Source organism: Pseudomonas sp. S37 (genome assembly GCF_016658545.1).
Classification (GTDB): Bacteria; Pseudomonadota; Gammaproteobacteria; order Pseudomonadales; family Pseudomonadaceae; genus Aquipseudomonas.
In genome coordinates this window covers 16,257-27,295 of the sequence record NZ_JACVZC010000091.1, presented here as the reverse complement: position 1 = coordinate 27,295, position 11,039 = coordinate 16,257, and the positions used below count along the sequence as shown (strand labels likewise).

Here is an 11,039-nt window from a genome sequence, read left to right as displayed (position 1 = left end):
GCAGGCGGCTTGATCACCGTAATCGGTGTCCGGAAAAACTTGACCAGAACAAACCCGCTCCCACAGGTTCAGCACAGGGGCCACGGGCGGTGCGTTAACTGTGGGAGCGGGTTTACCCGCGAAGAGGCCGGTACAGGCTACAGCGAACCCATTCCCCAACGGCCATAGGCCCCCGCCAAGCATGCTGGTATGATGCGCGGCTTTTTTCCGCCCCACACAAAACCACGGCAACCGGTACGGTCTGTGCTTTGCTGATGGGGTCGATACATTCATGGCGCCAGGGCGCCTTGGGGAGCGGGAATGCTGGAAAGGCTGTTTCAACTAAGAGCACACAACACCAACGTGCGCACCGAGATTCTCGCGGGCGTCACTACCTTCCTGGCCATGGCCTACATCCTGTTCGTCAACCCGAGCATCCTCGGCGAGACCGGCATGGACAAGGGGGCAATCTTCGTCGCCACCTGCCTGGCTGCGGCCATCGGCTCCACCACCATGGGCCTGATCGCCAACTACCCGATCGCCCTGGCGCCAGGCATGGGCCTGAACGCGTTCTTCACCTACACCGTGGTGCTGCACATGGGCCACACCTGGCAGGTGGCGCTGGGCGCGGTGTTCCTGTCGGCGGTGATGTTCTTCCTGCTGTCGATCTTCCGCATCCGCGAATGGATCGTGAACAGCATCCCGCTGCCGCTGCGCTCGGCCATTGCCGCCGGTATCGGCTTGTTCCTGGCACTGATCGCCCTGCATAACGCTGGTATCGTCGTCGATAACCCGGCCACCCTGGTGGGCCTGGGCGACCTCAAGCAACCGGCGCCGATCCTTGCCACCCTGGGCTTCTTCCTGATCGTCGGCCTGGAGTCGCTGAAAGTGCGCGGCGCCGTGTTGATCGGCATCCTGGCGGTGACCATCGCCTCGATCGTGATGGGCGTGACGCCATTTGGCGGCATCGTCTCCATGCCACCATCGCTGGCACCGACCTTCCTGCAGCTGGACATTGCCGGCGCGCTGGACGTGGGCCTGGTCAGCGTGATCTTCGCCTTCCTGTTCGTCGACCTGTTCGACAACTCCGGCACCCTGATCGGCGTGGCCAAGCGCGCCGGGCTGATGGGCAAGGACGGCCACATGCCGAAGATGGGCCGTGCGCTGATCGCCGACAGCACCGCCGCCATGGCCGGTTCGCTGCTGGGCACCTCGACCACCACCAGCTACATCGAGTCTGCCGCAGGCGTGAGTGCTGGTGGCCGCACCGGCCTTACTGCCATCGTGGTCGCCGTGCTGTTCCTGCTGGCGCTGTTCTTCGCACCGCTGGCCGGTAGCGTACCAGCCTTCGCCACCGCCCCGGCACTGCTGTTCGTCGCGGTGCTGATGGCTTCGGGCCTGGCAGAAATAAACTGGGACGATGTCACCGAAGCCGCACCGGTGGTGGTAACCGCCCTTGCCATGCCGCTGACCTACTCGATCGCCAACGGCATCGCCTTCGGCTTCATCTCCTGGACCGCCGTCAAGCTGATTTCCGGCCGCCACCGCGACCTGAACCCGGCCCTGGTGATCCTTTCCATCCTGTTCGTCATCAAGCTGGGCTGGTTCAACGCATGAGTGCTGTTTTCGACCCCTCCTCCTACGCCACCCAGCTGGACGCCAAGGTAGCCCGGCTGCGCGAGCTGCTGGCGCCGTTCGGCGCGCCCGAGCCGGCTGTTTTCGACTCGCCGCGCGAGCACTACCGCCTACGCGCCGAGTTCCGCCTGTGGCGCGAGGATGGCCAGCGCCACTACGCCATGTTCGCCCCGGGCGAAAAGCACAAGGCGATCCTGATCGACGACTTCCCGATTGCCAGCCAGCGCATCAACGCACTGATGCCGCGCCTGAAGGCAGCCTGGCAGGCCAGCGAAGAACTGGGCAACCGCCTGTTCCAGGTGGAGTTCCTTACCACCCTGGCTGGCGACGCCATGATCACCATGTGCTACCACCGCCCGCTGGACGAGGCCTGGGAAGTGGCTGCACGGCAACTGTCCGAGGCGCTGGGCGTTAGCGTGATTGGCCGCTCCAAGGGCAAGCGCCTGGTGATCGGCCGCGACTACGCGGTGGAAAAACTCGACGTGGCTGGCCGTGTGTTCAGCTATCGCCAGCCGGAAGGCGCCTTCACCCAGCCCAACGGCGCGGTGAACCAGAAGATGCTGAGCTGGGCTTTCGAGGCAATTGGCGAGCGTGAGGACGACCTGCTGGAGCTGTATTGCGGCAACGGCAACTTCACCCTGCCACTGGCCACCCGCGTGCGCCAGGTGCTGGCCACCGAGATCAGCAAGACGTCGGTCAATGCCGCGTTGAGCAACCTCGACGAGAACGCTGTGGATAACGTGAGACTGGTGCGCTTGTCGGCTGAAGAGCTGACCCAGGCGCTGAACGAGGTGCGGCCATTCCGCCGGCTGGAAGGCATTGACCTGAAAAGCTATGACTTCGGTACGGTGTTCGTCGACCCGCCGCGTGCGGGGATGGACCCGGATACCTGCGAGCTGACCCGGCGTTTCGAGCGGATCCTGTATATCTCGTGCAACCCGGAGACGCTGGCGGCGAACATTGCCCAGTTGCAGGACACCCACCGCATCGAGCGTTGTGCGTTGTTTGACCAGTTCCCGTATACCCACCATATGGAGAGTGGGGTGTTGCTGGTTCGGCGCTAGGCTTTAGATAGCCGGGGCTGCTTTGCAGCCCTTCGCGGGGCAAGCCCGCTCCTACAATGCCCTGCGTTCGCCGATACACAACGGCCCACACCGATCAATGTAGGAGCGGACTTGCCCCGCGAATGGGCCGCAACGCGGCCCCAGGCTCCACTCAGAAGTCGAAGAACACCGTCTCCCCTTCCCCCTGAATACGGATATCAAAGCGATACGCCGTCTTCCCATCCACTTCGCAACGCTTGGCAATCAGCGTCTCACGGCGCTGCGGCTGCTCGATCAGGTTCAGCACCGGGCACTTGGCGTTGGCCTGGCCTTCGTCATCGAAATACAACCGCGTGTGCAGGTGAATGTTGATGCCACGGGCAAACAGGCTGATGTTGATGTGCGGCGCCATCGGCACGCCAGCGGCGTTGTTCACCACACCCGGCTTGACTGTGTGCAGGGTCCACTCACCGGCGTCGAACGTGGTTGCGGTGCGGCCAAAGCTGTTGAAGGCGTTTTCCAGGTTGTAGGCATCCTGGTACTCGCCATTGGCGTCGGCTTGCCACACTTCCAGGAACGAGTCACGCACCAGGTGGCCGTTACCGTCGTATACCTGGCCAAGCAGCAGAATGTGCTCGCCCGGTGCGTCCGGCTTGGCCAGGCGGTTCCAGATCTCCTGGTCGCGGGTCGGGTTGCCGGCCGCTTCCAGGGCCAGGCCGATGTGCACGTAGGGGCCGGCGGTTTGCGAAGGGGTTTCCGGCAGCAGTTCGATTGGCATGGCGGGGTCCTCAGCAGTTTTCGAAGTGGGTCTTGCGCTGGCCGCGCAGCACGATGTCGAAGCGGTAGGCCAGGCAGTCCATCGGGTTGGCGTTGCTCATGTCGAGCTTGGCGATCAACTGCTGCACGGCTTCAGGGTTGGCGATCGACTTGACGATCGGGCACATCGGGATCAGCGGGTCACCTTCGAAGTACAGCTGGGTAATCAGCTTGGTGGCAATCGACGGGCCGCTGATGGCGAAGTGGATGTGCGCCGGGCGCCAGTCGTTCGGGCCGTTGCGCCATGGGTACGGGCCCGGCTTGATGGTGCGGAAGCTGTAGTAGCCGTCACGGTCGGTCAGGCAGCGGCCGACGCCACCGAAGTTCGGGTCCAGCGGTGCCAGGTAGCGGTCGTTCTTGTGGCGATAGCGGCCGCCGGCGTTGGCTTGCCACATCTCCACCAGGGTGTTCGGCACAGGCTTGCCGTACTGGTCGACGACGCGGCCGGCAACGATGATGCGCTCGCCGATCGGCAGGCCACCGTTGTTGAAGTTCAGCAGCAGGTCATGGTCGTGGGTACCGAAACCCAGGTGGGAAAAATCGGGGCCGGTGGTTTCGCTGATCGACTGCGGGATGCTAACCAGTGCCTGGCGCGGCGAGCGGGCAATGGACGTTTTGTAGTCAGGCGTAAGGGCTTTCGGGTGCCAGTTGCGATCACGGATCACGAAGCGGCTGTTGTCCTGTGCGGGCATGCCGGTTTCCTCTCTTGGAATTATGGAGATGCGCAGGGGGCTGGTTTGAAGCCCAATCGCGGGCAAGCCCGCTCCTACATACAGTTTCCGGCAGGTCGCGCGCGATGAATATTGAAATCGACTACCCGATACATAACCAAAAGGTTATGGATTAGTCCCTTCACCTGTCACCATTGGCTCACCTGAACTAATATTTGTCTTCTTGTTTCACGCTCTGGAGCGCTTTCATGGAATGGCGAAAAGGCCGACGCAGCGACAACGTGGTCGATGCCCGAGGCGAAGGTGGCGGTGGCGGCGGCATGCGTTTCGGCGGCGGCAAAGGGCTGGGGCTCGGGGCGATCCTGCTGATTGTCGGTATCGGCTGGCTAACCGGGCAGGACCCGCTGCAGATACTTGGCCAGCTCGCTGGCCAGATGGAGCAGCAGCAAACCCAGACGGCTCCGAGTGGTGCCGGCGGCAAGGCGCCGCCAGCCAATGATGAACAGGCCGAGTTCGTCGCCTCGGTGCTGGGCGACACCGAAGACACCTGGAAGGCCCTGTTCGCGGAAGCCGGCAAGCAGTACCGCGACCCCAAACTGGTGTTGTTCAGTGGCCAGGTCAATTCGGCCTGTGGCTTTGCGTCGGCGGCGGTCGGGCCGTTCTACTGCCCGGCCGACCAGCGGGTGTACCTGGACATGTCGTTCTTCCGTGAAATGGAAACCCGCTTTGCTGCCGCTGGCGATTTCGCCCAGGCCTACGTGATCGCCCATGAAATCGGCCACCATGTGCAGACCCTGCTGGGGGTTTCGGCCAAGGTCGATGCCGCACGCCGAAGCGGCCAGCGCATGGAGGGCGACAACGGCCTGCTGGTGCGCCAGGAGCTGCAAGCCGACTGCCTGGCAGGGGTATGGGCCTACCAGGCGCAGAAGCGCCTGAACTGGCTGGAGCCGGGTGATGTCGAGGAAGCGCTGAACGCGGCCAATGCCATTGGTGATGACAGGTTGCAGCAGCAAGGTCGCGGGCGCGTGGTACCGGACTCGTTCACCCATGGCACCTCGGCGCAGCGGGTACGCTGGTTCAAGGCCGGGTTTGCCCAGGGCGAGGTCAACAGCTGCGATACCTTCAGTGCGCGTAACCTTTAAGACCGCATGATGCCCATTCGCGGGTGAACCCGCTCCCACAGGCCCGGCGCCCGCCTTGAGGTTGACCCTGTACCTGTGGGAGCGGGTTCACCCGCGAATGGCTGCGCAGCAGCCTGCCAGCCATTCAGATTCAACAGGTTACAAATCTGCTGAAAAAGCGTTTCAGCTTCCCCCATCATTGCCGATAACCCCTGCACGAGTCAGCGGGCATCCAGAACAACAACGCCTGGCGATCGAAGATCAAGAGAGCGAAAACTACTTCTGGAGAGCGTGCATGAACAGCTGGTTCGCCAACATCAGCGTCAACCTCAAACTCGGCCTGGGCTTCGGCCTGGTGCTGATCCTTACCGGCCTGCTGGCCCTGACCGGCTGGACCAGCCTGGGCAGCCTGATCGACCGCAGCAACTGGATGGGTGACATCGGCCAGCTGAACAAGGACCTCACCGACCTGCGCATCGCGCGCCTGCAGTACATGATCGCCAACGGCGACGATGCCGCAGCCGCCAACACCCAGGCCAAGCTGGACGCCTTCAGCAAGCAGCAGGCCTACCTGGCCCGCACCTTCAAGAGCCCTGAGAACATCAAGCTGCTGGGCGAACTGGGCGAAACCATCAGCGCCTACAAGCTGTCGCTGAACAAGATGCGCCAGGGCTACGACGCCACCCGCACCGCACGTAGCGCAATGGACAGCTCGGCCAGCCGCGCCGACCAGGCCATGGACGTGCTCAGCCAGGAAGTGATGGCACGCCCCGAGGCCGACAGCATGCGCCTGGCCCAGTACCAGCTGATCAGCAAGGCCCGCCAGCAACTGCTGCAAGTGCGCATCGACGTGCGTGGCTACATTGCCGACAACAGTGCCGCCAACGAACAGGCCGCCCTGCGCCAGCTGGACGCGGCACTGGCCGACACCGATAACCTCAAGCGCCAGCTGCCTGGCGAAAGCGCACGCCTGCAGCAGTTCGAAAGCGCAGTGCTGGCCTACCGCGACGCCGTGCGCCAGTTCCGCGACGCAGTCGCCAACATCACCACCTCGCGCGCCGAAATGACCGTGCAAGGTGCCGACATCGTCAAGCGCAGCGACGCGCTGTACCAGATCCAGCTGGAGCGCCGCGACATCGAAAGTACCCAGGCCCGCAGCCTGCAAGCCATCGCCACGCTGCTGGCGTTGCTGGTGGGTGTGCTGGCAGCGGTGCTGATCACCCGCCAGATCACCCGCCCGTTGCGTGACACCCTTGCAGCCGTGGAGAAGATCGCCAGCGGCGACCTGACTCACGACCTGCGCGTCACGCGCCGCGACGAACTGGGCGTACTGCAGCAAGGCATCGCACGCATGGGCACCACCCTGCGCGACCTGATCACCGGCATTCGCGATGGCGTCACCCAGATCGCCAGCGCCGCCGAAGAGCTGTCGGCCGTGACCGAGCAGACCAGCGCCGGCGCCAACAGCCAGAAGGTCGAGACTGACCAGGTGGCGACCGCCATGCACGAAATGGCCGCCACCGTTCAGGAAGTGGCGCGCAATGCCGAACAGGCCTCGCACGCCGCCACCGGAGCCGATGACGAAGCCCGTGCCGGCGACCGCGTGGTGGGTGAGGCGATTGGCCAGATCGAGCGCCTGGCCGAAGACATGCACCGCTCCACCGAGGCCATGAACCTGCTGCAACAGGAAAGCCAGAAGATCGGCAGCGTGATGGACGTGATCAAGTCGGTCGCCGAACAGACCAACCTGCTAGCGCTGAACGCGGCGATCGAAGCGGCGCGGGCGGGTGAGGCGGGCCGTGGTTTTGCCGTGGTTGCCGACGAAGTGCGCGGCCTGGCGCAACGCACGCAAAAGTCCACCGAAGAGATCGAAGAGCTGATTGCCAGCCTGCAGCATGGCACCCAGCAAGTGGCCAACGCCATGCAAGGCAGCCGCACCCTGACCGACAGCAGCGTCGAACTGGCGCGCAAGGCCGGAGTATCGCTGGAGAACATTACCGGCACGGTGTCGAGCATTCAGTCGATGAACCAGCAGATTGCTGCGGCGGCCGAGCAGCAGAGTGCGGTGGCTGAAGAGATCAGCCGCAGCATCCTGAATGTGCGTGATGTGTCGGAGCAGACGGCGGCGGCCAGTGATGAGACGGCTGCGTCCAGTGTCGAGCTGGCGCGCCTGGGCGGGCAGTTGCAGACGTTGGTCAGCCAGTTCCGCGTCTGACCGACAGAAAGAATTCGCGGGTAAACCCGCTCCCACAGGTGCAGCGCAATCTTCAAGATCTGCACTGCACCTGTGGGAGCGGGTTCACCCGCGAATGCGTCAGCACTGCCTACAGAGAACTATTTGATGATCATCCCCACCCCACGCCCCCGCGGATCGGAAGCGGTCTCCAGCTTCACCCCATCCACCCGGATCGCCTGGATATCCCCCATCTCCCAGCCCTGATCTTCCAGCACATACCCCATCTTCTTCAGCCCGTCAGCCACCGGTCCGGTCAACGGCGCATAGCTGTCGAAGTAGATGGTGTCCTTGGGCAGCAGCTGATGGTGCACACGCTGCGCCGCCACTGCTTTGTCCAGCGGCATGCCGTAGTCATACAGGTTGTTCATCACCTGGAAGATCGAGGTAAAGATCCGCGAGCCACCCGGGGTGCCGATCACCAGCTCGACCTTGCCATCCCGGGTCATCAGGCTGGGGCTCATCGACGACAGCATGCGCTTGCCCGGTTCGATCGCGTTGGCATCACCACCGACCACGCCAAAGGCATTCGCCGCCCCCGGCTTGGCACTGAAATCATCCATCTCGTCGTTCAGCAGGAAGCCCGCCCCCTTCACCACCACGCCACTGCCGTAGTCCAGGTTGAGGGTGTAGGTATTGCTGACCGCGTTGCCCTGCTTGTCGACGATCGAGAAATGCGTGGTCTGGTGCGGCTCCAGCCCGGGCTTGACCTTGTCGGTGTCGGAAATCGCCTTGGGGTTGACCTGCGCGGCGCGCTTGGCCAGGTAGTCCTTGGCCACCAGTTTATCCACAGGCACTTGGGTGAAGGCCGGGTCGCCGAGGTAGTCGGCGCGGTCAGCGAACACACGCTTTTCGATCTCGGCCAGCAGGTGGATGTACTGCGCCGAATTGTGCGCTACCCCTTTGAAGTCGGCTGCGCGGTCTTCCTTGATGCCCAGCAACTGGGCCAGCGCCACACCGCCGGAGCTGGGTGGCGGCGCGGTGTACACCACATTGCCACGCCAGCTGACGGCCATCGGCTCACGCCATACGGCCTTGTAGTCCTTCAGGTCTTCCTTGGTGATCAGGCCCTTGTCGGCCTGCATCTGCGCCACCAGCAAATCGGCAGTCTTGCCCTGGTAGAACTCGCTTACGCCCTTGTCGGCGATGCGCTCCAGGGTCTGGGCCATTTCCGGCTGCTTGAACAGCTCGCCGACCTTCATGTTGCCGAAGTAGTCGTTGAAGTTGGTCGCGGTCTTGAACATGCCCTGGGCATCGTTGCGGTACTGGTACTGCTTTTCTGCCACCTTGAAGCCGTTTTTCGCATAGCCGATGGCCGGGGTCAGCAGCTCGCTCCAGGGCAGTTTGCCGAACTTCTGGTGTGCTTCCCACAGGCCCATCACCGTGCCGGGCACGCCAGCGGCGCGCACACCGACCAGGCTGAGGTTCTCGATCACCTCACCCTTGTCGTCCAGGTACATGTTGCGCGTGGCAGCCTTGGGCGCCACTTCGCGGTAATCGAGGAAGTACGGCTTGCCGTCGACGAACAGGGTCATGAAGCCGCCGCCGCCGATGTTGCCGGCCTCGGGGTAGGTCACCGCCAAGGTGAAGGCCGTGGCCACAGCCGCGTCCACTGCGTTGCCGCCCTTTTTCAGGATATCGGCGGCTACCTGTGCACCATATTGATCGGGTGCAGCCACCGCGCCGCCCTCCAGATCAGCGGCATAAACCGAGGAACAGCTCAGGATCGCGGCTGCGAGAGCCAGGTACTGGAACGGAACAATACGCATGACACTTCCTTGGTGTTGTTTTTGTTGAGCAGTCAGTAAGGCCGAAGCGCTTCGACTGTGCAATCAACCGCAGGAAGTTTCGCCGCCTGTGGACAGGATCTGTCGCGTTCAGGCAACTCAGCAGGCGTACATCGCCAGCTTGCGCTGGATGAAATCAAGGAAGCACTGGATGCGCAGCGCCAACTGGGTGTTGCGGTAGTACACCGCGTGGATGGGCTGGCGGTAGCCATTGTTGGCTTCGCTCAGCAGCACCTGCAGGCGCCCGGCGCGGATGTCCTCGTGGGTCATGAAGTGCGACAGGCTGACGATACCCTCACCGGCCAGCGCCAGCTGGCGCAGGGTCTCGCCGCTGGAGGCGATCAGCGCCGGGCGAATGCTCCAGCGGTCACCCTGGGCATGGCGCAGCGGCCAGTGGTTGAGCGACTCGGGCTGGCTGAAGCCGAGCAGGCAGTGGCTGGCCAGGTCCTCGACGCGCTGTGGCGTGCCGTGCTGCGCCAGGTAGGCCGGGCTGGCCAGCACCTGCACCGGGCTGCAACCCAGGTTACGCGCGTGCAGACTGGAATCGGCCAGCTCACCGATGCGGATCGCAACATCGGTGCTCTGCTCCAGCAGGTCGATGATGAGGTCGTCGGTGTTCAGCTCCAACTCGATACCGGGGTACTGGCGGCGGAACTCACCGATCCACGGCAGAATGGCATGCAGCATGAACGGCGCCGCGGCGTTGATGCGCAGGCGCCCGGTGGGGGTCTGGCGGTTCATCGACAGGCGCTCTTCCATCTCGTCCATCTGCTCGAGAATCAGCCGCGAGCGCTCGAGAAAGAACCGGCCCTCCTCGGTCAGGTCCATGCGCCGGGTGGTGCGGTTGACCAGCGTGGTACCCAGCTTGCCCTCCAGGCGCGACAAGGTGCGGCTGACGGCTGACGGGGTCTGGCCCATCTGCTCGGCTGCGGCGGAGATCGAGCCGCAGTCGATCACGGCGACGAATACCTGGAGTTCTTCGGATCGGGTTTTCACATCTGGGCCTGTGGTTGGACGCTGCTGGGAATAGATAGCTGCTTGTTAAGGCCAAGTCCAGCGGTGCCTGTGCTGGCCTCTTCGCGGGTAAACCCGCTCCTACAACGATCTGTGTAGGAGCGGGTTTACCCGCGAAGAGGCCGGCAAGGGCAAAACCTTATTGTGCCTTGCCAAACACCTTGTCCAAATGCGCCTGATAGGCCGCCAACGCAGCCGGCACATCCGGCCGCTTCATCACATCCGTCGCCAGGAACGTCGGCAGCCCAGTCATGCCCAGGAACTGATTAGCCTTGTGGAACGGGAAATACACCGCATCCACGCCTTTACCCTCAAAGAAGTCCGTCGGGTCATCAAACGCCTGCTGCGGCGCGTTCCAGGTCAGCGACAGCATGTACTGCTTGCCGTGCACCAGGCCACCGCTGCCGTACTTCTGCGTGTGGTCCGAACGGGTGCGGCCGTCGTTGGCATACAGGCTGCCGTGGCCAGCGGTGAACACGTCGTCGATGTACTTCTTCACCGTCCACGGCGCGCCCATCCACCAGCCGGGCATTTGATAGATCACGACATCGGCCCAGAGGAATTTCTCCACTTCTTCCTGGGTGTCGTAACCGCCATCGATAAAGGTCTGGCGCACATCGAAACCGGCCCGGTCGAGATGGGCGATGGCCGCTTCGTGCAGGGTCGCGTTGAGGCGACCATCGGAGTGAGCGAACTGTTTGCCACCGTTAAGCAAAAGGATCTTCTTCATGCGAGCCTCG

General features: G+C 63.4%; 9 protein-coding genes. 4 read left to right on the top strand and 5 right to left on the bottom strand.

Going from position 1 to position 11,039, the window contains the following annotated elements; all coding sequences use genetic code 11:
• The first annotated feature begins 300 nt into the window (after nucleotides 1-300).
• Both IAE39_RS21850 and trmA read left to right on the top strand, forming a co-directional pair.
• Nucleotides 301-1,596, top strand: coding sequence for an NCS2 family permease (locus tag IAE39_RS21850; protein WP_056801600.1), 1,296 nt, complete (start codon nucleotides 301-303; stop codon nucleotides 1,594-1,596).
• Nucleotides 1,593-2,678 carry a tRNA (uridine(54)-C5)-methyltransferase TrmA gene (gene trmA, locus IAE39_RS21845; RefSeq protein WP_201206441.1) on the top strand — a complete coding sequence of 362 codons (1,086 nt, stop codon included), beginning with the start codon at nucleotides 1,593-1,595 and terminating at the stop codon, nucleotides 2,676-2,678. The genes IAE39_RS21850 and trmA overlap by 4 nt, the downstream gene beginning before the upstream one ends.
• Before the next feature lie 151 nt (nucleotides 2,679-2,829).
• Here trmA and pcaG read toward each other — a convergent pair whose 3' ends face one another.
• Together pcaG and pcaH are read right to left on the bottom strand one after the other, a co-directional pair.
• A complete protein-coding gene (gene pcaG, locus IAE39_RS21840; protein WP_201206439.1) occupies nucleotides 2,830-3,435 on the bottom strand; it encodes a protocatechuate 3,4-dioxygenase subunit alpha in 606 nt (201 codons plus the stop codon).
• A gap of 10 nt (nucleotides 3,436-3,445) precedes the next feature.
• Entirely contained in the window at nucleotides 3,446-4,165 is a 720-nt protein-coding gene (gene pcaH, locus IAE39_RS21835) for a protocatechuate 3,4-dioxygenase subunit beta (RefSeq protein ID WP_012274188.1), read from the bottom strand.
• Nucleotides 4,166-4,392: 227 nt separating this feature from the next.
• Here pcaH and ypfJ point away from each other — a divergent pair, with 227 nt between their 5' ends.
• Both ypfJ and IAE39_RS21825 read left to right on the top strand, forming a co-directional pair.
• The gene (gene ypfJ / locus IAE39_RS21830; protein WP_201206437.1) at nucleotides 4,393-5,286 is read left to right on the top strand and encodes a KPN_02809 family neutral zinc metallopeptidase; all 894 of its coding nucleotides are present in this window, start codon (nucleotides 4,393-4,395) and stop codon (nucleotides 5,284-5,286) included.
• 274 nt (nucleotides 5,287-5,560) lie between these two features.
• Nucleotides 5,561-7,480 (top strand): HAMP domain-containing methyl-accepting chemotaxis protein, encoded by a 1,920-nt coding sequence (locus IAE39_RS21825; protein ID WP_201206436.1) that lies wholly within the window; start codon nucleotides 5,561-5,563, stop codon nucleotides 7,478-7,480.
• Between the two features lie 119 nt (nucleotides 7,481-7,599).
• Here the strand turns inward: IAE39_RS21825 and ggt are convergent, their stop codons facing one another.
• The 3 genes from ggt to IAE39_RS21810 form a co-directional block, all read right to left on the bottom strand.
• Nucleotides 7,600-9,267 (bottom strand): gamma-glutamyltransferase, encoded by a 1,668-nt coding sequence (gene ggt / locus IAE39_RS21820; protein WP_201206434.1) that lies wholly within the window; start codon nucleotides 9,265-9,267, stop codon nucleotides 7,600-7,602.
• A gap of 117 nt (nucleotides 9,268-9,384) precedes the next feature.
• Nucleotides 9,385-10,281 (bottom strand): LysR family transcriptional regulator, encoded by an 897-nt coding sequence (locus IAE39_RS21815; RefSeq protein ID WP_201206432.1) that lies wholly within the window; start codon nucleotides 10,279-10,281, stop codon nucleotides 9,385-9,387.
• A gap of 157 nt (nucleotides 10,282-10,438) precedes the next feature.
• Entirely contained in the window at nucleotides 10,439-11,029 is a 591-nt protein-coding gene (locus tag IAE39_RS21810; RefSeq protein WP_201206429.1) for an NAD(P)H-dependent oxidoreductase, read from the bottom strand.
• Nucleotides 11,030-11,039: the final 10 nt, after the last annotated feature.

Excerpts from the sequence above, each read along its gene's own strand:
- IAE39_RS21850 (WP_056801600.1), top strand. The coding sequence starts at position 301 with ATGCTGGAAAGGCTGTTTCAACTAAGAGCACACAACACCAACGTGCGC.
- trmA (WP_201206441.1), top strand. The coding sequence starts at position 1,593 with ATGAGTGCTGTTTTCGACCCCTCCTCCTACGCCACCCAGCTGGACGCC.
- pcaG (WP_201206439.1), bottom strand. The coding sequence starts at position 3,435 with ATGCCAATCGAACTGCTGCCGGAAACCCCTTCGCAAACCGCCGGCCCC.
- pcaH (WP_012274188.1), bottom strand. The coding sequence starts at position 4,165 with ATGCCCGCACAGGACAACAGCCGCTTCGTGATCCGTGATCGCAACTGG.
- ypfJ (WP_201206437.1), top strand. The coding sequence starts at position 4,393 with ATGGAATGGCGAAAAGGCCGACGCAGCGACAACGTGGTCGATGCCCGA.
- IAE39_RS21825 (WP_201206436.1), top strand. The coding sequence starts at position 5,561 with ATGAACAGCTGGTTCGCCAACATCAGCGTCAACCTCAAACTCGGCCTG.
- ggt (WP_201206434.1), bottom strand. The coding sequence starts at position 9,267 with ATGCGTATTGTTCCGTTCCAGTACCTGGCTCTCGCAGCCGCGATCCTG.
- IAE39_RS21810 (WP_201206429.1), bottom strand. The coding sequence starts at position 11,029 with ATGAAGAAGATCCTTTTGCTTAACGGTGGCAAACAGTTCGCTCACTCC.